Annotated in this window: 23 protein-coding genes; 10 read left to right on the forward strand and 13 right to left on the reverse strand. The window is 43.1% G+C overall.

Annotated elements, in window-relative coordinates:
• Positions 1-3 precede the first annotated feature (3 nt).
• Genes NZD81_RS11980 through NZD81_RS12000 form a run of 5 tightly spaced genes read right to left on the reverse strand, consistent with a single transcriptional unit; the run spans position 4 to position 4,953 of the window.
• Positions 4-1,203: an MFS transporter gene (locus tag NZD81_RS11980; RefSeq protein ID WP_282373856.1), complete on the reverse strand. Its 1,200-nt coding sequence runs from the start codon at positions 1,201-1,203 to the stop codon at positions 4-6.
• Positions 1,200-3,443 (reverse strand): asparagine synthase (glutamine-hydrolyzing), encoded by a 2,244-nt coding sequence (gene asnB / locus NZD81_RS11985; RefSeq protein WP_282373855.1) that lies wholly within the window; start codon positions 3,441-3,443, stop codon positions 1,200-1,202. The genes NZD81_RS11980 and asnB overlap by 4 nt, the downstream gene beginning before the upstream one ends.
• A gap of 20 nt (positions 3,444-3,463) precedes the next feature.
• Positions 3,464-3,946, reverse strand: a complete 483-nt coding sequence (locus NZD81_RS11990; protein WP_282373854.1) for a hypothetical protein — start codon at positions 3,944-3,946, stop codon at positions 3,464-3,466.
• Positions 3,947-3,949: 3 nt separating this feature from the next.
• Positions 3,950-4,219 carry a PqqD family protein gene (locus tag NZD81_RS11995; protein WP_282373853.1) on the reverse strand — a complete coding sequence of 90 codons (270 nt, stop codon included), beginning with the start codon at positions 4,217-4,219 and terminating at the stop codon, positions 3,950-3,952.
• Positions 4,219-4,953, reverse strand: coding sequence for a class I SAM-dependent methyltransferase (locus tag NZD81_RS12000; RefSeq protein WP_029318574.1), 735 nt, complete (start codon positions 4,951-4,953; stop codon positions 4,219-4,221). Before NZD81_RS12000 ends, NZD81_RS11995 begins: the two co-directional genes overlap by 1 nt.
• Before the next feature lie 389 nt (positions 4,954-5,342).
• On the opposite strand from NZD81_RS12000, the gene NZD81_RS12005 reads away from it, so the two are divergent.
• Both NZD81_RS12005 and NZD81_RS12010 read left to right on the forward strand, forming a co-directional pair.
• Positions 5,343-6,335 (forward strand): JmjC domain-containing protein, encoded by a 993-nt coding sequence (locus NZD81_RS12005; protein WP_003243554.1) that lies wholly within the window; start codon positions 5,343-5,345, stop codon positions 6,333-6,335.
• 79 nt (positions 6,336-6,414) lie between these two features.
• The gene (locus NZD81_RS12010; RefSeq protein ID WP_003244176.1) at positions 6,415-6,894 is read left to right on the forward strand and encodes a GNAT family N-acetyltransferase; all 480 of its coding nucleotides are present in this window, start codon (positions 6,415-6,417) and stop codon (positions 6,892-6,894) included.
• Positions 6,895-6,932: 38 nt separating this feature from the next.
• Here NZD81_RS12010 and NZD81_RS12015 read toward each other — a convergent pair whose 3' ends face one another.
• Positions 6,933-8,270, reverse strand: a complete 1,338-nt coding sequence (locus NZD81_RS12015; protein WP_148343380.1) for an aldehyde dehydrogenase family protein — start codon at positions 8,268-8,270, stop codon at positions 6,933-6,935.
• Positions 8,271-8,412: 142 nt separating this feature from the next.
• On the opposite strand from NZD81_RS12015, the gene NZD81_RS12020 reads away from it, so the two are divergent.
• Entirely contained in the window at positions 8,413-9,549 is a 1,137-nt protein-coding gene (locus tag NZD81_RS12020) for a TetR/AcrR family transcriptional regulator (protein WP_282373852.1), read from the forward strand.
• Positions 9,550-10,188: 639 nt separating this feature from the next.
• Here NZD81_RS12020 and NZD81_RS12025 read toward each other — a convergent pair.
• Positions 10,189-11,010, reverse strand: coding sequence for an SDR family oxidoreductase (locus NZD81_RS12025; protein WP_282373851.1), 822 nt, complete (start codon positions 11,008-11,010; stop codon positions 10,189-10,191).
• 116 nt (positions 11,011-11,126) lie between these two features.
• On the opposite strand from NZD81_RS12025, the gene NZD81_RS12030 reads away from it, so the two are divergent.
• Both NZD81_RS12030 and htpG read left to right on the forward strand, forming a co-directional pair.
• Positions 11,127-11,378: a hypothetical protein gene (locus tag NZD81_RS12030; RefSeq protein WP_014666034.1), complete on the forward strand. Its 252-nt coding sequence runs from the start codon at positions 11,127-11,129 to the stop codon at positions 11,376-11,378.
• Between the two features lie 168 nt (positions 11,379-11,546).
• Positions 11,547-13,427: a molecular chaperone HtpG gene (gene htpG / locus NZD81_RS12035; RefSeq protein WP_040081245.1), complete on the forward strand. Its 1,881-nt coding sequence runs from the start codon at positions 11,547-11,549 to the stop codon at positions 13,425-13,427.
• Positions 13,428-13,469: 42 nt separating this feature from the next.
• Here htpG and NZD81_RS12040 read toward each other — a convergent pair whose 3' ends face one another.
• The 3 genes from NZD81_RS12040 to NZD81_RS12050 form a co-directional block, all read right to left on the reverse strand.
• Positions 13,470-14,855, reverse strand: coding sequence for a sugar porter family MFS transporter (locus tag NZD81_RS12040; RefSeq protein ID WP_064671725.1), 1,386 nt, complete (start codon positions 14,853-14,855; stop codon positions 13,470-13,472).
• A 117-nt stretch (positions 14,856-14,972) separates the two neighbouring features.
• On the reverse strand, positions 14,973-15,461 hold the full coding sequence (locus tag NZD81_RS12045; protein ID WP_237711729.1) for an HPP family protein: 489 nt from the start codon (positions 15,459-15,461) through the stop codon (positions 14,973-14,975).
• 136 nt (positions 15,462-15,597) lie between these two features.
• On the reverse strand, positions 15,598-16,173 hold the full coding sequence (locus tag NZD81_RS12050) for a CGNR zinc finger domain-containing protein (RefSeq protein ID WP_069150811.1): 576 nt from the start codon (positions 16,171-16,173) through the stop codon (positions 15,598-15,600).
• 69 nt (positions 16,174-16,242) lie between these two features.
• Between NZD81_RS12050 and NZD81_RS12055 the strand changes: the two genes are divergently transcribed.
• Positions 16,243-16,713 carry a hypothetical protein gene (locus NZD81_RS12055; protein ID WP_069150655.1) on the forward strand — a complete coding sequence of 157 codons (471 nt, stop codon included), beginning with the start codon at positions 16,243-16,245 and terminating at the stop codon, positions 16,711-16,713.
• A gap of 103 nt (positions 16,714-16,816) precedes the next feature.
• Here the strand turns inward: NZD81_RS12055 and NZD81_RS12060 are convergent, their stop codons facing one another.
• The 3 genes from NZD81_RS12060 to iolR form a co-directional block, all read right to left on the reverse strand.
• A complete protein-coding gene (locus tag NZD81_RS12060) occupies positions 16,817-17,131 on the reverse strand; it encodes a hypothetical protein (RefSeq protein WP_014481421.1) in 315 nt (104 codons plus the stop codon).
• A 230-nt stretch (positions 17,132-17,361) separates the two neighbouring features.
• On the reverse strand, positions 17,362-18,294 hold the full coding sequence (locus NZD81_RS12065; protein WP_205440429.1) for an aldo/keto reductase: 933 nt from the start codon (positions 18,292-18,294) through the stop codon (positions 17,362-17,364).
• A gap of 52 nt (positions 18,295-18,346) precedes the next feature.
• The gene (iolR, locus tag NZD81_RS12070; protein WP_003227050.1) at positions 18,347-19,102 is read right to left on the reverse strand and encodes a myo-inositol utilization transcriptional regulator IolR; all 756 of its coding nucleotides are present in this window, start codon (positions 19,100-19,102) and stop codon (positions 18,347-18,349) included.
• A gap of 416 nt (positions 19,103-19,518) precedes the next feature.
• Here iolR and iolA point away from each other — a divergent pair, with 416 nt between their 5' ends.
• The 4 genes from iolA (at position 19,519) to iolD (ending at position 24,819) form a co-directional block, all read left to right on the forward strand.
• Entirely contained in the window at positions 19,519-20,982 is a 1,464-nt protein-coding gene (gene iolA / locus NZD81_RS12075) for a methylmalonate-semialdehyde dehydrogenase (protein ID WP_282373849.1), read from the forward strand.
• Between the two features lie 74 nt (positions 20,983-21,056).
• Positions 21,057-21,872, forward strand: a complete 816-nt coding sequence (iolB, locus tag NZD81_RS12080; protein WP_040081257.1) for a 5-deoxy-glucuronate isomerase — start codon at positions 21,057-21,059, stop codon at positions 21,870-21,872.
• A gap of 23 nt (positions 21,873-21,895) precedes the next feature.
• Complete coding sequence (gene iolC / locus NZD81_RS12085; protein WP_040081258.1) at positions 21,896-22,873, forward strand: 5-dehydro-2-deoxygluconokinase; 978 nt, start codon at positions 21,896-21,898, stop codon at positions 22,871-22,873.
• Positions 22,874-22,905: 32 nt separating this feature from the next.
• Positions 22,906-24,819: a 3D-(3,5/4)-trihydroxycyclohexane-1,2-dione acylhydrolase (decyclizing) gene (gene iolD / locus NZD81_RS12090; RefSeq protein WP_282373848.1), complete on the forward strand. Its 1,914-nt coding sequence runs from the start codon at positions 22,906-22,908 to the stop codon at positions 24,817-24,819.
• Positions 24,820-24,835 lie beyond the last annotated feature (16 nt).

The following is a 24,835-nucleotide window of genomic DNA, read 5'->3' on the forward strand; positions in this document are numbered from 1 at the left end:
CATTTACACTTGCTGGGATTTTTCAATCTGAACTTTCATATCATTGTCTTTAATCTTAGGCACTATCGTATAAAGGATAATAGGGATTAATAGAAATACAGCTACAACAACAAACATGGCAGAGAGCCCAAAGGCTGCGGAAATGATGCCGAAAATGACACCGGAAAGAATTTCTCCAATTGCTCCTACCCCTGAGTTTAACGAGAAAAGAGTGTTCTTGTATGAATCGGGGAAAAACTTATTTAAGTAACTTGTTACGATCGGATGATGAATATCTTCAATTGCAAGCAAAAACGCTGTACATGGAATGCCCAGCGGCCTGAATGCTCTAGACAATAGAAAAGTCATGACCATGCCCATGGAATCCAATGAGGTTAAAGCGAGATATGGATTTTTTTCGATCTTCTTTTCGAACCTGATGGTTAATGTCAAAAGAACGAGAGCGGAAAACCCTCCTAGGGCAAAAATATATCCCAGTGACTTTTCTGAAAAGCCTAAATCACTCAAAAAAGGCTGCCAGTAACGGGAAATTGTGTCATAGGCTGTGGCTGTAAAGAAACCGGCTATGACGATTAAAAGAACCCTTTTTTTGTTAAGGATAATTTTTAAACTTTCTTTGATAATCTTTATCGAATCATGTTGGTTCTGATCCCCATGATTTGTTTCGGAAACAGAAGGGACTTTAATAAATACAGACATCCAAATAAATAGTAATAAGTAGATCACCATAACGAGCAGGAAAGGAAAATAGATATTTAATGAATACAAATACCCGCTGGCAATACTTCCAATAATTAAAAAAGTGATTAGCAATTGTGTGTTTTTCATCATTTCTTTGCCGAATCGATCTTCCCCTGCGACACGGCTCATCCAAGTTTCAAAAGAACCGGAAATTAAGGAATCTGATAAAGCCCATATGATCATAGCCAGTATGCAAATAGCAGCTGAATCGATAAAAGGGAAGAAGGCCCATGTAAGAATGGAGAAAAAGAATGAACTGGCAATTGAAATTTTAATTCCATAACGATCAGCAAAAACGCCGGAAGGAACTTCAAATATAAGCTTAGCAATTTCAAGTACCGCTCCCATTAATCCAATCTGAAGGAAATCATAATCTTTAGATATCAGATAAAGAATCCAAATAGGCGAAAAAATCCCCATTGCTAATCCCCTAAGTGCGGAAAACGAATAAAAGATGCTCATCTATATGCTCCTTCTGGCAGATTTTTTTGTTTGATCAAAATGATATTGTGTTCGATGGCTTCTTGAATATATTTGGCCACTTCTTCAAGGCTGACACCATGTCTGTCTAAAATCGTATGAAGTGTGTCTTTTCCATTAATATCGCAGAGAATATGCAGCCAAGCTCCGACGTCTTCCTCCGAAACAATAAACTGAATAAATCCTTCTTCCGCAATGTAGATGCAATGCTCACTATCGCTTTCCGGCCTTAACAGAGTGACGCCAGGGTTTAGCGCCAAAATATCTTGTCCTTCACACTTATTGGCTGAGATATTTAAACGGCTGGCAATATCACCTTCCTGTGAGTGCCAGTCTTTTATTGTTATCGATTCTAAATGGCTGGTTATGTCTAATTGAACAGAATGGGTTTCTTTAGTCATTTTTGATAAAAGTCCCATGTTCACCAGTCTTAATAAAAATTCAAAATTTGTAAACTCAGGATCATCCTCCAAATATGTCATGATGGCATGAATGTGTTCAACCTGTATTATGCTGGAGGCATCGCTGTGAGAGAAGGCCTCCGCTATAAGCTGATAATTGTTTTTCTTCAGAAGATGAAACATCATTTTATGTGTATATCTCACGTCCTTACCATAGAAAAAAGGAACCTTTGGCCGGTGGGTATAGCTTGTATGCAGCTCATTTGTTAATGATTTTCGCAATATCGACTTATCCCATAACAAGTCTTTACGGAGTCCATCAGGTATTCCGCAAACCCATTCAACAAGCCGATGGTCCAAGAACGGTACACGGTTTTCGATATGATTAGCCGCGGCGATCCGATCTTCATGCCAGCAATTATACATTTGCAGGTCACGGTATTTTGTCAGGACATACGATTGCCAAGGATCTGCTTGGCTGGAGTCATTGCTCTTTAAATAAGAAAGGTTTATAGGAGAAAGTCCAAAATGCTCCTCCCACACTCTAAAGATATTTCCCTGCAGCCGATGCAGCCGGTTCATCTCCATCGTATTGACCGATTCAATAAATCCTTCCCAACTTGGGTTCTCGGCTGGTGAAAGTGTCGTGCTGTAACCGCCGTTAAATTCGTCGCTGCCCTGGCCGGTCAGCATGACTTTCAGGTTTGGCCTTATCGCTTTGGCATACTTATGTAAATGAAACTTATATAATTGTTCCGGTCCGCAAAACGGTGTTTCACAGATCCATAACAAATGTTTATATGACTCTGGTTGTAATAACTCATCGTTCCCTAATTGATAGAGAACCTGATGATTTGGAAGGTGTAGATCTTTAGCCAGCCAATGGGCATATTTTGCATCTTCATTTGTAAATGTACTTTGGCTTAATACTGTAAACGTATGGAGATCCTGTTTTTCTGCAGCAAAATGTGCGACTGCAGCTGAATCAATGCCACCGCTAAGAAACAACCCGACTTCAACGTCGCTTTGTAAACATCTATGGACTGAATCTGCCAGCAGTTCTCTATATCCTTCAATCAGGTCATCGGGATGGAGATTCTCATGATAGCCTTGCCTGAGCAAAATATCCTGTAAAGACCAATAGCTTGCTGTTTTTCGTTCATTTGTTGTCAAATTAATTTCGAGATAATGGCCAGCATCGAGATTTTGGATGTTTACAAAAAAGGAAGTGGTTTCTTTATGATTACTGGCTGCTTCCCCGCTTAGCCAAATGTCTGAGAGTGCTTCTTTCCAATTAAATTGGCGGGGACAGTGAGGATGAGAAAATAGGGATTTTATTTCAGAGGCAAATATAAGCTCGTGTTTTAGCTCTGTGTAAAAAAGCGGTTTAATCCCAAAGCGGTCACGAACTAAAAATACTTTGTTTTTATTTTTGTCCCAAATGGCTATTGAAAACATTCCGATGATGTCGTCTACAAATCCAATCCCTTTTTCTTCATATAAATGAACAATTACTTCACAATCAGATGTCGTTTTAAACATATGATTGTGTAAAGAAGCCTTCAGTTCTTTATAGTTATAAATTTCTCCATTTACCATAACGACGATTGATCCATCCTCATTTAAAAAGGGCTGCTGTCCATTTACAAGGTCAAGAATGGACAATCGCCGAAATGCAAAGCCGACTTTGGAATCAATATGATATTGTTCATCATCCGGTCCCCTATAGCTGATGGCATCTGCCATGCCTTTCAATATATGAAAGGTACATTCCTGAGAACGGGGAGCAGCCAGATTTATAATACCCGCGAGCCCGCACATATGTCTCCCTCCCAATAGCGTTATTGATGTTTATAGATATAAGCTGTCTCTACATCTGTTTCTTTTACAATATCGATTTTAATTCCGAGACGTTTTGCGTTTTCGATTGCGAGAATGGAAGCGTACGCAGAAAATTCTTCGGGATCAATTTCAAAATAAAAAAAGGCCTCACTAGGTTCTTTTTCATACCAAGTGTGGGTATTTACGACATATTTATCTTCTGTTTCAAACAATTCAATTTTGTCATAAAGTAAACGTCTTCCTTTTATAAAGAGTTCCACAAATGATCCAACTGGTTGTTGGCTGTTAATGTGTCTCCACTCATCATAATATCCTCTTTCCTCATATTGCTCGTGAATCCAGCTTACAATATCTTGATGAGTCAATCCTTGTTTTTTGGCAAAGGCAAGCAGAGTGATGATGTAATTTACGATTGATTTAGAACGGTGTGTACTCAGCTCATGTACATCGTCTGGTAAAGCAAGCATTTTTTGTTTTTCCAATTCTCATGCCCCCTGCTTAACTTTGATTGCTTCATGTTCAATAAGCAACTCAAACAGCTCCATACAATCTTCTAAGCAGGTTTGATAATCAACATCATATTCATTGACGATTTTTGAGCAAATATCATTTATGCTGACCTTGCCGTCGATATGGTTATAAATATCTGATGCCATTTCATTTAAAGTGATGCCCGGCTCTATAATAATGCTTTTTAAATATTTTCTTGATGGCATTTCTGGATTTTTGGATAAAACAGTTGATTCATTGATCATTACAATGCACCTTCCTTTTCTTTTTCTATCGTTAACATCCATGTGACAGACTCAATTTCATGATCAGCGCTTTGATCATTTTGTTCCCACAGGGGAGCATCCTCCAGCTCATCTAAGCTTTCTATAAAATCCTCCGGTAAAAAGTGAAAGGTTTCTAATGAATAATTGGGAATGCCGGCATCCTGAACAAACTGGTGAATGTCTTCAAAGGAATAACTTTCTTCAAATGCCTCTCTTACAAACCTGAAGTATTCCGGTTCTTTGATTTGTTTTCGCATAATCTCTAAATGGCTTCCTTGGGGATTAAATGTATCCAAAATGACAATTTTTCCGCCCGGAGCCAGAACTCTATAGCACTCTTTAAGTCCTTTAACAACGTCTTCCCAATGATGCAGGCAAGAGTAGGAGACGATGAAGTCAGCATATTGGTCAGCGTAAGATAAATGGTGGACATCTTCCAAATCAAATGAAATCAGGCTGCTTACTCCGCTTTTTTTAGCTTCTTCTTGAGCGATTTCATGCATGGCCGGGTTAATATCGACAGCATGCACGTGCGCATTTGTTCTTTTAGCCAACTGAATGCTTAAATAACCTGGACCTGTGCCCATATCGATAATGACTTTGTTTTTGGGGGAATACATCCGGGACAGTCTGGCGCCAAGCAAGGGGTAAAGATAGGATTGGTAAAGATCAACAAATTCTTTGTACGTTCTGCATTCTTCAGCCGTAATCATCTTCAGCATCCTCCTTATCAAGTTGGCGTGATAGCCTCAAACGTTAATCGTTTTGGATAAGATTAATGACCGCCAGCTGCTACAGCGCGGCGCAATTCAAAAAGGCGAGGTTTCTTATAAGCTTTTTTCATTGAGCATCCCTCCTAAAATAGAGTACTAGATGTCAAATGCTATATGAGATTAATGGCCGCCAGCTGCTACAGCACGGCGTAGTTCAAAAAGACGAGGTTTCTTATAAGCCTTTTTCATCCTTTTCCCTCCTTCCTTGTAAAAAAATAGGCTATCACGCACAACTAAATATTATAATCCTCTGATAATTCTGTCAATATTTACTTTTAGAAAAAAATGTTATATCTTTGTGATGAAGTTACTTTTTTGGGAGGGATAATATGAGTGCTGTAACCGAATCGGTTTTGGAGTCTATCATCAGTCCTGTAACGATGAGTGAGTTTTTAGAAGAATATTGGCCTGTAAAACCTTTGGTAGCCAGAGGAGAAGTGGAGAGATTTACAAGCATACCGGGGTTTGAAAAGGTTAGAACGCTAGAAAACGTATTGGCTATCTACAATAATCCAGTCATGGTCGTTGGTGATGCTGTGATTGAAGAATCTGAAGGGATCACAGACAGATTTCTTGTGTCACCTGCAGAGGCTTTAGAGTGGTATGAAAAAGGGGCTGCATTAGAGTTTGATTTCACCGACCTATTTATTCCCCAAGTCAGAAGGTGGATAGAAAAACTCAAAGCGGAATTAAGACTGCCTGCGGGTACTTCTTCCAAAGCCATTGTTTACGCGGCGAAAAATGGCGGGGGATTCAAAGCCCATTTTGACGCCTACACCAACTTGATTTTTCAAATTCAAGGTGAGAAAACATGGAAGCTTGCCAAGAATGAAAATGTGAGCAATCCAATGCAGCACTATGATTTATCAGAGGCTCCTTACTATCCTGATGATTTACAGTCATATTGGAAAGGAGATCCGCCAAAAGAGGATCTGCCAGATGCAGAAATCGTTAATTTAACACCGGGAACCATGCTGTATTTGCCAAGAGGTTTATGGCACTCCACCAAATCTGATCAAGCAACGTTAGCTTTAAATATTACATTTGGCCAGCCTGCATGGCTTGACTTGATGCTAGCAGCTCTTCGAAAAAAATTAATCAGTGATAACAGATTTAGAGAACTCGCTGTAAATCATCAATCCCTACATGAATCGTCCAAATCAGAGTTAAATGGATATTTGGAAAGTCTGATTCAAACGTTATCAGAGAACGCAGAGACATTGACCCCAGAGCAAATCTTCCAATCTCAGGATTCAGATTTTGATCCTTATCAATCCACGCAATTGGTATTCAGACAGCTTTTGACAAGTTATAAGTTCTAGTAAATACCAGATAAGGGGATTAATGACATAAAATAGGTTGTTAATTCTCTTATTTTTGTTCAGCTAAAAGGAGGAAAATATGAATATTATTCCGACATGCCAGATACCTAAAGATCTTGTTTCCGCGTTTTTTCAAAAACACTGGGGCAGTCCGCAAATGGTTATTTCTAGCGGTATTTATAACTGCGATGAATTAGATGGTTATGGAATGCTCAACGATGATAACCAGATTGTTGGCCTTATTACATACATATTTGAAGAAGATGCCTGTGAAATCATTTCGCTGGATAGTGTCATTGAGAATAAAGGGATCGGAACAGCTCTGCTAGAGAAAGCCGAGGAAGCATGCAGAGAGAGAAATATCAAACAAATAAAACTGATCACAACCAATGATAATATTCATGCATTAGCGTTTTATCAGAAGAGAGGGTACCGGTTGGATCGACTATTTGTGAATGCAGTCGAGACGGCCAGAAAGATGAAGCCCGAAATTCCTTTACTGGCAGATAATAAAATACCTATCCGTGATGAATTGCTTTTGGTCAAGGAGTTACAATAAAAGGCGCTCCTCTAAGGAAGCGCCTTTTGATCATGCGATTATTCAGCGGCCTGAATAAATACACCCTTCTCATGAGAAAACTCTTTGAATCCGTATACCCCATGATAGGAGCCGATTCCGCTTGTGTTGACGCCGCCGAACGGCAGGTTGACGTCGCTGAAGTGAACGACAACATCATTGATGGCGGCATTCCCTGATGTCGTGTGCTGAAGGACGTTGTCAATCAGGTCTTGGTTTTTGCTGAACACATAAAGTGCAAGCGGTTTATCGCGGTCATTTACGTAATCGATGACCTCGTTGATGTCTTCATAGTTCATCATTGGCAGAATCGGTGCGAAGATTTCCTCCTGCATGATTTTCATATCAGGCGTGACGTTTTTCAAAACGGTTGGCGAGATCGTGCGGTCGCTGGCATCAAATACGCCGCCGAACACGACTTCCGCCCCTTTTTCGATGGCATCGTCGAACAGGTCTTTGACGCGGTTGAAGTTGCGGTTATTGACAATCTGCGTAAATTTGCTGCGGTCTGGGTTGCGATCATCCTCCATAAATCCTGCGTTGACAATTGTTTGTAAAATGCCTGCGAACCTGTCCTGAACGTCTTTTTTAATGAACAGGTAATCAGGTGCAATGCAGGTTTGGCCGGCGTTTACGAATTTGCCGACAGCGATTTTTTTCGCTGCGTCCATGAGATCGTATTCGCTGTCGATAATCGTTGGGCTTTTGCCGCCAAGCTCAAGTGTGACAGATGCCAAGTGTTTGGCCGCCGCTGTCATGACGATTTTCCCGACATTTGTGCTTCCAGTGAAGAAAATATGGTCGAACGGCTGATCAAGAAGCTCGGTTGCCACCTCAACCTCCCCTTCAAAAATCGCGACTTCTTTTTCATCAAACGCGTCTCTGATCACTTTAGCGGCAATGTTGCTTGTGTTCATCGTGAAATCGGACAGCTTCACAATCGCGCTGTTTCCGGCTGCGAGAGAAGCGGCAAGCGGCGCCATCGTCAGCATAAACGGATAGTTCCACGGGCCGAGGATGAGTGTGACGCCTTTAGGCTCGTACATAAGAATCCCGTTTGCCTCAGGGCTTAACGATGAACCGACTTCCTTAGGCGCCATCCATTGTTCCAGGTTGTTCATATTATCTCTGATTGCTTTTTTTGTTCCTTCGATTTCCGCTTTTTTGACCTCGTGATATGGTTTGCGGACGTCTTTGCGGATCGCTTCAATGATTTCTTCCTCATGGGCGATGACGGAATCTAAAAAGCGCTGAAGCTTCTCTTTGCGCTGTTCCGCTGTTGAAGCACGCAAGGCTTTTTGCTGTTTTTTCTGAAGCTGAAAGACACGCTGGATGTCGTCCTTTACTTTCTGTTCCATTGTAAGATCCCCCTCATTTGCTTTCTTCTTTTCTCGGACCTATTATAAGGTGGTACCTTTTTTATAAGAAAGACAACGGTGAACCATCTATACGTTACCGTACATATATTGAACAACTGTCTAATGATTGGAGGTGTCTTTTGTGCCGGAATCTGCCGAAGCTCAAGTGAAACAGGCGCTGCTGGCCTTATTGGAAGAAAGAGATATGCAACATATCACAATGAAAGAAATCGCTGAAAGGGCCAAAGTGAGCCGCGGGACGCTCTACCTTTATTATGAGGATAAGTTTTCAATCATTGAGGATTTAATCGAAGACATGAAGGAAGGGCTGGGTAAAGCGCTTTTTGACGCCTTCAGTCATTTGGATACCCTCCACTTGAACAAAAAACGGCAAACGGTGCATCCGACGCTGTCCTTTGTTCACGAGCATCGATCCTTTTTTTCTGTGATGATGAACAGAGGGCATTTCCATCGTTTTTTTAAGGATGTGTTTCAGCATGATGTGCTGCTGGCTCCGATCCATGTGAATTTGACGCCGATCGAACGAGAAATTTACGGACATTACCGGGCCTTGTACACATACGCAATTATCCTGTATTGGCTGAATGAGGATGCGGCCGCGGCTCCGGAAGCTATCAGCCAAAAGGTATGGGAGCTTGTTTCTCAAAAGAGATTTTATTGGCTGTTTGGACAAGCTGTGCCAGGAGAGCGAGAGAAGGACAAGCCAATCGACAGGCGGGTGGTTCGAACGAGAGAGGCGCTCCAGCAGGCATTTCTGGACGTGTTGGCGGAGAAACAAGACTACGCGGGCATCACGATTTCGGATATTACGCGTAAAAGCAATATCCGCCGCGCAACTTTTTATGATCACTATGCCAGCAAAGAGGAATTGCTCCAAACCATGATACAGCGATCATGTGCGGAGATCATTGATCACCTGACGATTGCCTCAAGTCCGAATGAGCTTTCCTTCGAAGAAGCGGAGGAGGCGCTCGCCGGCCTGCTTTCTGATTTATCAAACATGCCCATTGTTCATTTTCTTAATCGGGAATGGAGTGTTCCTCATGTGATACCTAATATGTTCAAAGCGCTAAAATCGTTTTATCTCCATCAGCAAACTGACGCGGAGAAAAAGCTTTATGCCCATTATGTATCCGCAATGATTATCGGGCTGATATTGTATCGGCTCGATGAAGGGAAGGCGCATCCGCCGGAAGTGCTGGCGAGGGAGTTTTTGCAGTTTTTGGATGTGAAGAAGTATAAGGTTGTATTGCTATAAACGAGAGAAACCAGCCAGTGGCTGAAATGGAAGGCCGGAGAGTAACTTCAGTATGTTATGAAAAGAAAACCTAAGAGAGGTAACGTTTACAGGATATAAATTTGCCCGGATAGTCAGTCCGGGCTTTGTGTCGTTATGTCACTTGGTCTTGTGAGTTTCTTTCTTTTCTTTCAAAGTGAAATTTAAAAATAGAAGGGCTAAAAGAATTAGCGCAATGTTCACCGACCAAGATTTCCAGCTTGAAGTAGGATCTAAAATCGTATTGAAGAGCAAGTGAATGATAGAAGAAAATGAAAAGAGTAAAAATAATAGTTTGTTTTGCGACATAAATTGCGTGCCTTTCTGTCAAATTTATTTTTATACTACTGTAACCCTAATAAGGGATATACTTTAAGTATTCATTGAACTTTTGGTATTTTTAGCTCGAAAAGTACACAGTTAAATAGATAAGATATAAAGCAAGGTTAAAAATATTCATCCCTGTTAATCTCCAATAAATGCTAAATTCATTGTAAAATATATATGGATAAATGCAATATGTAGTTGTTTTTCACTTGGAAAAAAGAAGAGGGAGCTTAACCTGATGATTCAGGTTGAGCTCCCTTTTTGTTAATTAACGCATAAAATTGCGCAGCATGTCTATTTCGTTTCTTCCTTCCACTTCTCATCAATCAGCATCTTCCCAGGCCATGTATACGCCATGATGCCGCCGTCTGCGGTGATGTCTTCTCCTGTAACGTATGAGCTGTCGTCTGACGCGAGGAACAGCGCTACTGTTGCCATTTCCTTCGGCTGGCCGAGGCGGCCGAGCGGCGTGATCCATTTGTTGGCTTCGCGGAATTTTTCACCCATTTCCTGTTCTTTGGTGCCTGCTAATTTGTCAATCAGCGGGGTTTCGATTGTACCCGGTGAAATGGAATTGACGCGGATGCCGTTTCGTGCGTAGTCGATTGCCATTGCCTTTGTCAGGTTGGTGATACCGCCTTTTGCGGCGTTGTAGCCGGAGCGGTCAAGGTCCGCGGCACGGCCTGACATGGAGGAGGTGTTGATGATGGAGCCTCCATTTTCGAGCATGAGCGGAATCAGATATTTGCTGCAAAGGAATGTGCCGCGCAGGTCGACGGAGATAATGCGGTCAAACAGGTCAACCGGATATTCATGCACCTTTCCGCCCTCCTGATCAACGCCGGCATTATTAAACAGTATATCAATCGTTCCGCATGCATCCTTGATTTGATCAGCAAAAGCTTTCACACTGTTTTCATCTGACACATCGAGGTGAAAGGATTCGGCCTGTCCTCCGTTTTTTCTGATTGCGTCCACTGTTTCTTCCATTTGATCTGTATTGATATCTCCGATCATCACGCGCGCGCCTTCATTGGCAAAAACCTCTGCCGTCGCTTGACCAATGCCTGTCGCGGCGCCTGTGATCACTGCTGTTTTGTTTTCAAGTCTTCCCATGATACGAGACCTCCTTTTACTATTTGTCTTCCCGCTATGTGCAGTGATAAACATGCGAGAAAAGAAATGCCAGCATATGTTAAAATGGATTAGAAATTGTTGGGAGGTTTGTAAGTTTGAAGGTACAGCATAAGAAGGAGCTTACATTTTATTGCTTCGTGACCATTCCAGCTGCATTTGTTGTGCTGACTGTCATCTCTTTTGTATTGCAAGAGATTACGTTTCCGGTGACTGCAAGCGCATTTCTGAATGCTTCATGGCATAATCTATTGTTTTTGATACCGTTCGGTTTGTTTTTCTACCCGGTGCATATATGGATGAAGCGGGAGTTTGGCCGTTGGAATGACCCAGAAAAAAAGAGAGGATGATGAAGCCTCTCTTTTTTTATTAGAAAGAGTGTGAAAAAGAGTGAAAACAAGCCCAACTAATGTTAAATTTACATATATATGCATCTATCAATCTAATTGACAATTGTCACCGTATGTGATAAATAGATGCTGAAAAGGGTTTACATAACGTTAAAGGAGCGATCAAGAGTGGCGAAAAAAGAGTTTAAAGCAGAATCTAAACGCTTGCTGGATATGATGATTAACTCCATTTATACCCAAAAAGAAATTTTCCTGCGCGAGTTAATCTCCAATTCGAGTGATGCAATTGACAAAATCTATTACAAAGCGCTGACGGACGATGCGCTTACGTTTGATAAAGACAGTTACTACATAAAGGTCGCGGCTGACAAAGATGCGAGAACATTAACCATCTCTGATACGGGGATCGGAATGACAAAGGATGAGCTGGAACAGCACCTTGGCACGATTGCAAAAAGCGGTTCCCTCGCGTTTAAAAAGGAAAACGAGCTGAAAGACGGGCATGATATTATCGGACAGTTCGGTGTCGGTTTTTACGCGGCATTTATGGTTGCCGATGTCGTGACAGTTATCAGTAAAGCGCTTGGCAGCGATGAGGCTTATAAATGGGAGTCTGCGGGTGCAGACGGCTATACGATTGAACCGTGTGAAAAAGATTCTGTCGGTACAGACATTATCCTGAAAATCAAAGAGAACACAGAAGATGACAGCTATGACGAGTTTTTAGAGGAATATCGTTTAAAAGCGATCATCAAGAAGTACTCCGACTTCATTCGCTACCCGATCAAAATGGACACAACCATTAATAAGCCGAAGGAAGGCAGCGAAAATGAGTTTGAAGAGGTGCAGGAAGAGCAGACGGTCAACAGCATGGTGCCGATCTGGAGAAAGAACAAAAGCGAGCTGACAGATGAGGACTACGAAAAATTCTATGCTGAAAAGCATTACGGGTTTGATAAACCGCTGACACACGTTCATATCAGTGTGGATGGAGCGGTTCGCTACAACGCGATTCTATTCATCCCTGAAAACATGCCGTTTGACTACTATTCCAAAGAATATGAAAAAGGCTTGGAGCTGTATTCCAATGGCGTGCTGATCATGAATAAGTGCGCAGATCTGCTTCCGGATCACTTCAGCTTTGTGAAGGGCATGGTCGATTCTGAGGATCTGTCGCTGAACATTTCCAGAGAAATGCTGCAGCATGACCGCCAGCTGAAGCTGATCGCGAAAAACATCAGCAAGAAAATCAAAAGCGAGCTGCAAAGCCTGTTGAAAAAAGACCGCGAGAAATACGAGACGTTCTACAAGTCGTTCGGCAGACAGCTGAAATTCGGCGTGTACAATGATTTTGGCGCGAATAAGGATCAATTGAAGGATCTCCTATTATTCTACTCTTCAAAAGAGAAAAAACTGGTCAGCTTAGACGAGTACGTTTCCAGAATGCCAGAGGAGCAGAAATACATTTATTACGCGACTGGTGATTCATACGATCGCATTGAGAAACTGCCGCAAACGGAAATGGTGGCGGATAAAGGCTATGAAATTCTCTACTTTACTGAGGACATCGATGAGTTTGCGATTAAAATGCTGGCATCTTATCAGGAAAAAGAATTCAAATCCGTATCAAGCGGAGACCTTGGCATAGACACGGATGAGGATCAGAAGCAGTCCGAGGAAGAGGAAAGCAAGTATAAGGATCTATTTGAGGAAATGAAAAACATTCTGTCAGACAAGGTGAAAAACGTCAGAATCTCAAAACGGCTTAAATCACATCCAGTTTGCCTTGCTGCTGACGGCGAAGTGACAATTGAGATGGAAAAAATCTTAAACGCGATGCCTGACAGCCAAAATGTAAAGGCGGACAAAGTGCTGGAAATTAACCCGAATCACGAGGTATTCCAAACGCTCCAAGACGCGTTTGCACAGGATAAAGAAAAGCTGAGCCTATACACAAACCTTTTATACAATCAGGCGCTTCTCATTGAAGGCCTGCCGATTCAGGACCCTGTTGAATTTACGAACAATATTTGCAAGGTCATGGTGTAAACAGAAAAAGGAATCGTCCCATAAGGAGACGATTCCTTTTTTTTATAATGTACGCTCATTCAGCATTTGGTTTTGGGTGCTTTTCTTCTTTTTAAATCGGTTTTTCAGGCTTGCTTCAATTTCCTCCAAGCTTCGCCCTTTGGTTTCCGGCACCATGTAGAAAGCGAAGAAAAATGAGAGAAGACAAATGACTGAGAAAACCATGAAGACCCATGCGATGCCCATTGCGCTTAGCATCAGCGGGAAAACGAGCGACACGATCAGGTTGGCTGCCGATAACACCAAAGTCGTGAACCCTGTCGCGGCTCCGCGCGCTTTGGATGGGAAGAGCTCAGGCATGAGCACCCACACTACCGGACCCCATGTCGCCTGGTAAAAGACGATATAGACGCCGAGAAAGACTACTGTCATCCACGCTGTTGATGCGGAAAGCCCCAGTGTCAGGAGCACGCCTGATAAAGCAGCAAGGCTCAGTGTAATGCCGACACTTCCCCAGATCAGAAGTTTTTTGCGTCCGACGCGGTCAATTAAAATCATGGCAGTGATACACATGATGACGTTAAGAACGCCGATTCCCATTGTGCCGAGTGCGGAAGCTGACGTGCCAAGACCGGCCTTCGTAAAAATGGTCGGCGCGTAGTAGATGACCGTGTTAATGCCGACAGCCTGCTGAAAAATGGCAAGACCGACGCCAATCAGAAGCATAGGGCGAATCCATTTGGCTTTTAGGACGCTGAGTGTTGTTTCTTTTTTCTCTGCTTCTCCTTGCTTCATTTCAGCCAATTCCATTTCGATGTCTTTGGGATCATGAGTGATGTTCATGATTCGTCTCGCTTCTTCTTCACGGCCGCGCTTCACGAGCCATCTTGGCGATTCCGGCATGAATGCGATGCCGATTAATAAAAGCACGGCAGGCACCGCGGCCAGACCGACCATCCAGCGCCACGCTTCAAACGGTGTGAACAGGTAGTTCACAATATAGGCGAGCAAAATTCCTGTGACAATCATTAAGTTGTTCATTGTGCCGAGTGTACCGCGAATTTTTGTCGGTGCCATTTCTGAAAGATATACGGGCACAAGCGCCGTTGAACCGCCGACGGCCAATCCGAGAATCACCCTAGATGCAATCAGCATGCCGATTGTTTGAGAAAATGCGCAAGCGAGCGCTCCGATAATGAAAATGATGGAAAGGACAAATACAACCTTTCTCCTGCCCCAGCGGTCTGAGCATGTGCCGCTCAAGGCCGAACCGAAAATCGCGCCAAGGAGCAACATGCTGACAACCAATCCTTCTGTCAATGTCGTTAAAGGAATATCGTTATTGATAAACAGGAGTGCCCCGGAGATAACGCCTGTATCGTAACCGTAAAGCAGTCCCCCTAAAGCGCCGAAAAAGTAGATCATATATTTCCTTGTGTCTTTCTTCACAAATGTCTCCTCCTCAGTTGTTGAGCCAATGAGTAACTAAAAATATGTAACAAAGTTAATAGATTAGTACCCATTTCCTATCTCATTTGAAACATTTGTTTTGAAAAAACGGAAACTTTAAAGCCAAAAGGCGGGGTATTGGCGATTTTTGCGTAAGTTATTAATAATGAGAGCGATAATCACGATGATGACAGACCCAATGAGCACGGGAAATACTAAATAACTCCAAGCATATGCCCCTTGAATAACAACAATCGGGTCGGCGCCGGCAGGAGGATGAGTGGTTTTGGTCAGCATCATCAAGCAAATGGCAAGCCCTGTCCCCAATGCAAAGGTCCATGGATGGGCGCCGAATATGTGAAGGACAACAATCCCGGTAAGCGCGGAAATAAAATGGCCGCCAATCACATTTCTCGGTTGTGATAATGGAGCATTCCAAGCGCTGAAGACGAGCACACAGCTTGCTCCAAAAGGCGCCATTAACCATAAGCTTGATGTATAAGCGGTCAGCGAAGCGAGTGTCAGTATGGTTATAAATCCTCCGATAAGCCCTGTAACAGCGTCTTTGCCGTTTACCCGTAAAGGCGTCTTTCCTGTCCCTTTCATTTTTAAAAAGAAGTTGTTTTCCAAATTTATCCCTCCAGTATATTTAGAATAATAGGTAAACAATAACCTGTCAATTTTATTTTTAGGGGTTAGTTTTTCGGATCAATAAAAAAACCGTTCGCTGGGGAACGGATTCTTACTCATGATTTATTTTTTTCTGATGGCGTGAGACCTTATGTCTGTTGCCGCATATCTTCATGGAACACCATTTTCGTCTTCCTGTTTTATCAAGAAAAAGCAAAATGCACTTTTCATTTGCACATCGTTTCAGCTGTTGGATTTCTTTTGTGTGAATCAGCCATAACGCATCGTAAGCGATAAGCGATAAAATGGAATCATCTGGTTTTCCATTCGGAATGCGGGCAAGTTTGTCATCTATGATTTGATAAGAAAAAGGAGCGGCGGTGATTTGATTTTGCAGGAAAGAGATAAAAGCTGGGGAAGGTTCACTGCCCTCGGCGATACACTCAAAGTGTTTTCTCAGCTCAGCCCGGAATTGATGAATCCGCTGCAATTGTCCCCGGACTTCCTGTAGCGTCAAAGAACTGAGAAAAGGAGCTGTTTCTCCCATTATTTCAAACCATGTCATCAGGTCTTTTTCTGACGGGATGAGCTCGTGCCGTTTATCATAGCTTACGATTTCAGTATTCACAAGATCGACAGATAGGTTATGTGTGATAAGAGGGAATTGAGCATTTGCCATTGTGATCATTCCTTTCAAAATTATTGTAAGCGCCAAAACCTTTTTTACGCAAGGATATGAATATAAGGAGGCTTTTTTATGTTGGAAAAGCAAAAGCTTAAGAAAGTATGCAGCAGCCAATTGGATGTTTTACCGCATATCAGCATTCAGGAATTTCGCCAGCCTGATTCAGAATCATTCGTTTTTTACTTAATAGCTGAAAGGCCAGAAGATATATCAATTGAAGATGTCTTTTGTTTATTACTAGAGAGGGAAGAGTATGCCGAAGCAAGCCGGGAATGGAACAGAGCAGCAATAGAGAAAACTAGAGATGCTGTATTAACGAACATACTGGAACCGGTAATAGAACATGGGGTTTTTTCCAAAATTGACGGAGCATCTGCTTTACAGCGAATCCATACCTATGAAAATAACGGTATTCAAATTGATGAGTCGCTGTTTCTGGATGAAAGCAGGCATGTCGTCATCTATGATGATTGGAATTTGTTCATGGTGTTTGGTTATGAAGGGACAACAGCTTATCTATATACGTGGTTTACAACAGCATAGAGAGATGATCTTGTGATTGTCATATGCGAAATCGTTTTGCCTGTTCTTCGATGAGGAACAGGCATGAAAAAACCTTACTCCAAATGGGGTAAGGTTTTCATTCTTATGCTGCGGGCGTAACGATTTGATTTCTTTCTAAAATCGCTTGGGATTCCTCGTTTGCTGGGCGGTATCCTTTTTCAATCAATTCTTTTATGTAGAGCTTGTTATAAATAAATGAGAAAACAATGCCGCTGACCCAGCCGCCAATTCCTAACGTAAATGAGCCAAGAGCGACAGAAATAATAAACATGATCGCAGCCCATTTTAAATCACCGCGGAATAACGCAGGGAAAAAACCGAAGAAGAAAGTCGTCCAGCTAAATCCGACTTTGACTTCCTTTGTCAGCCCGCCTTCATTTTTCAGCAAAACCTTCATCGTATTCAACCTCTTCTCTAAGATGATATTCGTAAGCAGAACTAAAGAAAAATAAGACAAAAGAAAGATTGCAATGTGCATTTTCTGCTCAACAATTCCTATCATACTACGATTTTAGGGAAAAAAGTAACTTCAATTTTTAAAAAATGAAAAAATGAAAATTTAAATCCATTTAAGTATAAATGTGCAAATAAACCCGCCTTCTTAAACGTGAAGGCGGGTTTATTTTCTTATGCGAACAGCTTATCAATAAACGAAATATCCTCTTGAGAAAGCGTCACTTCGGCTGTTTTGATGTTATCAATCAGCTGATCGGCACGTTTTGCTCCAGGGATTAAAATATCAATTTCCGGTCTTGCTAAATACCAAGCCAATACGACGTGAGGGATATCCACGTTGTGTTTCTCAGCAATCGGCGCAAGCTTGTTGACCTTTCTGATATTTTCTTTGAAACGCTCGCCCTTGAAGTGTTCCTGTTCGTTGCGCAGGTCGCCTTCAGGGAACGTTGTATCTTCTGTATACTTTCCTGCCAATAAGCCAGATACGAGCGGGAAGTAAGGGATAAATGAAATATTATGCTCCTTCGTATACGGGAAGAATGTGTTTTCCGCTTCACGGTTTAACAGGTTGTATTCGCCTTGCAATACATCTACCAAACCGTCTTTGTTTGCTTCTTTCAATTGCTCTAAAGAGAAATTGGATACACCGATGGAGCGGATTTTTCCGGCTTTCTTCATCTCATTAAGTGCGTTAACGGCTTCATCCTTCGGCGTATGTTCGTCAGGGAAGTGAATGTAGAACAAATCGATATAATCGGTATTCAAGCGCTTCAGGCTTTCATCAACTGATTTTTTAAGAAATTCTGGTGAATTATCAAAGACAAAGTCATTGCCTTGTTTTCTGTGAGCGGCTTTTGTTGCGATGACAACATCTTCACGGTTGAATTCACGCAGCACTTCACCGATTAATTCTTCGGAACGGCCGATCCCGTAAATATAAGCGGTGTCTAACATGGTCACGCCATTACGAATCGCCTCGCGCACCAATTCTTTTCCGGTTTCTTCATTCAGGTTCGGGTAGAGGTTATGTCCTCCGACAGCATTTGTTCCTAATCCGATAGGGAATACCTGCAAGTCTGATTTTCCGAGTTTCGCTTTTTTCATGATCTGCCTCCTAGAATAAAATGGATATGAACTCTCAACACTATTGTAAACGTTAGGCCAGATGAATGCCGATTTGATGCTCATTGCAGTACTGTGTGTACTCGTCGTCTAATGGCTGAGAGGTCACAATGCAATGCAGCCTGTCAAACGGTGCATACGTCAGAAGCGTTGATTTTCCAAATTTAGAATGGTCAGCTAATAGATACACTTCTTTTGCTTTTTCTGAAATCCTCTTTTTAATTTCATACTCCAGCAGATCCGAATTGGTCAATCCGTGTGTCAGCGTCGTTCCGGTAGCAGACATAAAGGCTTTGTTGATATTGTACTTATCAAGCATAGCCGGGTCGTCCATGCCGACAAAGGAGCGGGTTTTTCTCTTATAGTTGTTTCCGATAATGATTAAGTTGATATTCTTCAAAGCTGATGCCGCATTGATAATGTCTAAACTGTTGGTTAAGATGGTGACATTTTTGGCAGGATCAAGCGTATCAAGAATAGACTTTGTCGTCGTTCCTGAATCAATAAAGACCAAATCGTGATCTTCAATAAAACGGGAAGCATAATGGGCGATTTTTGTTTTTTCATCCTGGTGCTGAATGGTGCGATTTTCAAAAGGAACTAATGCGGTTTTTTCAATAGATGTTACGCCGCCATATACTTTTTCTATCGCACCCTTTTCTGTTAGCTTGTTGATATCACGTCTGACTGTGTTTTTAGAGACATTGAACACTTGGCACAGTTCATCTAAGGAAACAGTGCCATGCGATAAAATGTACTCCTCCATTTCCTGAATCCGCATCAGTTTCATATCAAAAACTCCTTCTTGAATCTTTACGTAACTTAAATATATAATAAAAACCAAAAGTTAATCAATAGTTGCTTAAAAAATGATAACATCGTTATATATCTTTCGCAAGATTCGATGGACTTCTCGTCACTCTTCTCATTGATTAAAAGATTAATATCATAAAAATAATGAAAAAATGTAGTGTTTATGATTGACTTATGGGTATTATACGATTAGAATATAACCAAGAAATGACCAAGAAGTAACCTGTTATGCATGAAATGGTTGCTTGTATGTAAATATACATCCGCCATTTATTTTTTTGGTTTTTTTGAAAGCGTTTAATTCTTGGCTTACTGAAAAGTGGATATTGATATGAATCTATCCTGAACCATCCATACAAGTGTATGTGTTTACTAATGAAGGAGGCAATAAGAATGGCAGAAATCAGAAAATTAAAAAACTACATCAACGGTGAATGGGTTGAAAGCAAAACAGATCAATATGAAGATGTCGTCAACCCGGCGACGAAAGAAGTACTGTGCCAAGTGCCGATTTCTACAAAAGAGGATATTGATTACGCAGCGCAAACAGCGGCTGAAGCATTTAAAACATGGTCAAAGGTGGCGGTTCCGCGCCGCGCCAGAATTCTATTTAACTTCCAGCAGCTGCTGTCTCAGCATAGAGAAGAACTTGCTCATCTGATTACCATTGAAAATGGAAAAAACACAAAAGAAGCTTTAGGTGAAGTGGGACGCGGGATTGAAAACGTAGAGTTCGCCGCTGGAGCACCTTCCCTGATGATGGGTGACTCGCTTGCTTCCATCGCAACGGACGTTGAAGCGGCCAACTACCGCTACCCCATCGGAGTTGTCGGCGGAATCGCGCCATTCAACTTCCCGATGATGGTCCCTTGCTGGATGTTCCCGATGGCGATCGCACTCGGCAACACATTTATTTTAAAACCATCAGAGCGGACACCGCTGTTAACAGAGAAGTTGGTTGAGCTTTTTGAAAAAGCGGGCCTTCCGAAAGGGGTATTCAACGTCGTATACGGTGCGCATGACGTTGTGAACGGCGTCCTCGAGCATCCAGAAATTAAAGCGATTTCATTCGTAGGCTCCAAGCCGGTCGGCGAATACGTCTACAAAAAAGGAAGCGAACACTTAAAACGCGTTCAATCTCTGACCGGCGCGAAAAACCATACGATTGTCTTGAACGACGCGCATCTTGAAGACACGGTCACAAACATCGTCGGTGCTGCCTTCGGTTCTGCCGGTGAACGCTGCATGGCTTGTGCGGTTGTGACGGTTGAAGAAGGTATCGCTGATGAATTTATGGCGAAGCTGCAGGAAAAAGTGGCGGACATTAAAATCGGCAATGGCCTTGATGACGGTGTGTTCTTAGGACCGGTGATTCGTGAAGACAACAAGAAACGCACGCTCAGCTATATCGAAAAAGGCCTTGAAGAAGGCGCGAGACTCGTATGTGACGGCCGTGAAAATGTGTCTGACGACGGCTACTTTGTCGGCCCGACGATCTTTGACAATGTCACAACAGAGATGACGATCTGGAAAGATGAAATTTTCGCTCCAGTTTTATCTATCATCCGTGTGAAAAACCTGAAAGAAGCGATTGAAATTGCCAATAAGTCTGAGTTTGCGAACGGCGCCTGCCTGTTTACATCCAACGCAAACGCAATCCGCTATTTCCGTGAAAACATTGATGCGGGAATGCTCGGCATCAACCTTGGTGTGCCGGCTCCAATGGCATTCTTCCCATTCTCAGGCTGGAAGTCTTCATTCTTTGGGACGCTGCATGCGAACGGAAAAGACAGTGTCGACTTCTATACGCGTAAAAAAGTGGTTACGGCGAGATATCCGGAACCTGATTTCAACTAAACGACGAAAAGCCGAACGGCGTCCATGTGCGCTGTTCGGACTCATTCTGCCAATAGAAAGAGGAGGGCTTCACTATGAGTTATTTGTTGCGTAAGCCGCAGTCACATAAAGTGTCTAATGGAGTCAAACTGGTGCACGAAGTAACGAAATCCAACTCTGATCTCAATTATGTAGAGTTTAAGGTGTTAGATCTTGCATCAGGTTTCAGCTATGCAGAAGAATTGAAAAAACAAGAAATCTGTATTGTGGCGGTAACGGGAAAAATTACAGTGACGGATCATGAGTCGACTTTTGAGAATATCGGCACCCGTGAAAGCGTATTCGAACGAAAACCGACAGACAGCGTCTATATGTCAAATGACCGTGCATTTGAGATTACAGCGGTCAGCAACGCAAGAGTGGCGCTTTGCTATTCTCCATCGGAAAAACAGCTGCCGACAAAGCTAATCAAAGCGGAAGACAACGGAATTGAGCATCGCGGGAAGTTTTCAAACAAACGTACTGTTCATAACATTCTTCCGGATTCAGACCCTTCAGCTAACAGCCTATTAGTGGTTGAAGTCTATACAGACAGCGGCAACTGGTCCAGCTACCCGCCTCACAAACATGATCAAGACAATTTGCCGGAAGAATCTTTCTTAGAAGAAACGTACTACCATGAGTTAGACCCGGGGCAGGGCTTTGTGTTTCAGCGCGTATACACAGATGACCGTTCTATTGATGAGACAATGACTGTAGAAAATGAAAACGTTGTCATCGTTCCTGCGGGATACCACCCGGTAGGTGTGCCGGACGGATACACATCCTACTATTTAAATGTCATGGCAGGGCCGACGCGGAAATGGAAGTTTCATAATGACCCGGCGCATGAATGGATTTTAGAACGTTAACAAGTGAGGAGTGGCTGTTTACGATGAAGTATACATTCAATGAAGAGAAGGCTTTTGATATTGTTGCCATCGGCCGGGCATGTATTGATCTGAACGCAGTCGAATACAACCGCCCAATGGAAGAAACGATGACATTTTCGAAATATGTCGGCGGTTCACCTGCGAATATCGCGATCGGCAGCGCGAAGCTTGGCTTAAAAGCGGGCTTCATCGGCAAAATTCCAGATGACCAGCATGGAAGATTCATAGAGTCCTATATGAGAAAGACCGGCGTTGATACTAAGCAGATGATTGTTGATCAAGATGGACACAAAGCAGGCCTTGCATTTACAGAAATCCTCAGCCCTGAAGAATGCAGCATCTTAATGTATCGCGATGATGTGGCGGATCTTTATCTTGAGCCTTCAGAGGTAAGTGAGGACTATATCGCAAATGCGAAAATGCTGCTTGTCTCCGGGACAGCGCTCGCCAAAAGTCCGTCACGGGAAGCGGTGTTAAAAGCTGTTCAATACGCGAAGAAGCATCAGGTTAAAGTGGTGTTCGAACTGGATTACCGGCCATATACGTGGCAGTCAGCGGATGAAACAGCCGTTTACTACACTTTGGTTGCCGAGCAGTCTGATATCGTCATCGGCACACGCGATGAATTTGATGTGATGGAAAACCGCACAGGCGGAAGCAATGAAGAATCCGTCAATCATTTATTTGGCCATTCAGCCGACCTCGTTGTCATCAAACACGGCGTCGAAGGCTCTTACGCATACAGCAAATCCGGCGACGTATTCCGTGCCCAAGCGTACAAGACAAAAGTGCTGAAAACCTTTGGAGCCGGTGACTCCTATGCGTCAGCCTTTATCTATGGCCTTGTCACCGGAAAAGACATCGAAACGGCATTGAAATACGGCAGTGCTTCAGCTTCCATTGTGGTGAGCAAGCACAGTTCGTCAGAAGCGATGCCGACTGCGGATGAAATCGTACAGCTTATTGAAGCACAGTCATAATTGAAAAAGATCGAGTAAAGGTGGGATCGTTTGTGGGTAAGAAAATTCGCTTAACAACAGCACAGGCGCTGATTAAATTCTTAAACCAGCAGTACATCCATGTAGATGGAAAGGAAGAGCCTTTTGTCGAAGGGATTTTCACGATTTTCGGCCATGGAAACGTATTGGGGATCGGGCAGGCGCTTGAGCAGGATGCAGGCCATTTGAAAGTCTATCAAGGGAAAAATGAACAAGGAATGGCGCATGCGGCCATGGCGTACAGCAAGCAAATGCTGAGAAGAAAAATATATGCGGTGTCTACATCAGTCGGACCGGGAGCGGCTAACTTAGTGGCGGCAGCCGGTACTGCATTGGCAAACAATATCCCAGTTCTCTTGATTCCGGCAGACACATTTGCGACAAGACAGCCAGACCCTGTACTGCAGCAAATGGAGCAAGAATACAGTGCGGCGATTACAACAAACGATGCATTGAAACCTGTTTCGAGATATTGGGACCGCATTACGCGCCCTGAGCAGCTCATGAGCAGTTTGCTGCGCGCGTTTGAAGTCATGACTGATCCGGCAAAAGCAGGTCCGGCAACGATTTGTATTTCTCAGGATGTTGAAGGGGAAGCATACGATTTTGATGAAAGTTTCTTCGTCAAACGGGTTCACTATATTGATCGCATGCAGCCGAGCGAGCGCGAGCTTCAAGGTGCGGCCGAGCTGATTAAATCCAGCAAAAAACCTGTGATCCTTGTCGGCGGAGGCGCAAAATACTCCGGTGCGCGGGATGAATTGGTTGCCATTTCTGAAGCCTATAACATTCCATTAGTTGAAACACAGGCAGGAAAGTCTACTGTTGAGGCTGATTTTGCGAACAACCTTGGCGGAATGGGCATCACAGGCACACTTGCAGCAAATAAAGCGGCCCGCCAAGCTGATTTGATTATCGGCATCGGCACAAGGTATACAGATTTTGCGACATCCTCTAAGACCGCTTTTGATTTTGATAAAGCGAAGTTTTTGAACATTAACGTTAGCCGAATGCAGGCGTATAAACTTGATGCATTCCAAGTGGTAGCGGATGCGAAAGTGACGCTTGGCAAACTGCACGGCTTGCTTGAAGGCTATGAGAGCGAGTTCGGCACAACGATTCGGGAGCTGAAGGACGAATGGCTTGCTGAACGCGAACGCCTCAGCAAAGTGACGTTTAAGCGGGAAGCATTTGATCCGGAAATCAAACATCATTTCTCTCAAGATGTTATGAATGAATATGCCGACGCCTTGAATACTGAGCTTCCGCAAACAACGGCATTGCTGACAATCAATGAGACGATTCCTGAAGACAGCGTCATCATCTGTTCAGCAGGCTCACTTCCAGGAGATTTGCAGCGTCTGTGGCATTCTAATGTTCCGAATACGTATCACCTGGAGTACGGATATTCTTGCATGGGCTATGAAGTGTCAGGGACACTCGGTCTTAAACTTGCCCATCCTGACAGAGAAGTGTATTCCATTGTCGGAGACGGCAGCTTCCTGATGCTTCACTCCGAGCTGATTACGGCGATTCAGTACAACAAGAAAATCAATGTGCTGCTCTTTGACAACTCGGGATTCGGATGCATCAACAACCTGCAAATGGATCACGGCAGCGGCAGCTACTATTGCGAGTTCCGCACAGACGACAACCAAATCCTGAATGTCGATTACGCGAAAGTCGCTGAGGGATACGGCGCGAAAACCTACCGCGCGAACACAGTAGAAGAATTAAAAGCGGCGTTAGAGGATGCGAAGAAACAGGATGTATCAACGTTAATAGAAATGAAAGTTCTGCCAAAAACAATGACGGACGGATATGACAGCTGGTGGCATGTCGGGGTGGCAGAGGTATCTGAACAAGAAAGCGTTCAGAAAGCATACGAAGCAAAAGAGAAAAAGCTGGAATCTGCGAAGCAGTATTAGAGGGGAGGCACCATAG

It is taken from the genome of Bacillus sp. B.PNR1 (assembly GCF_030386235.1).
Taxonomy (GTDB): Bacteria; Bacillota; Bacilli; order Bacillales; family Bacillaceae; genus Bacillus; species Bacillus stercoris.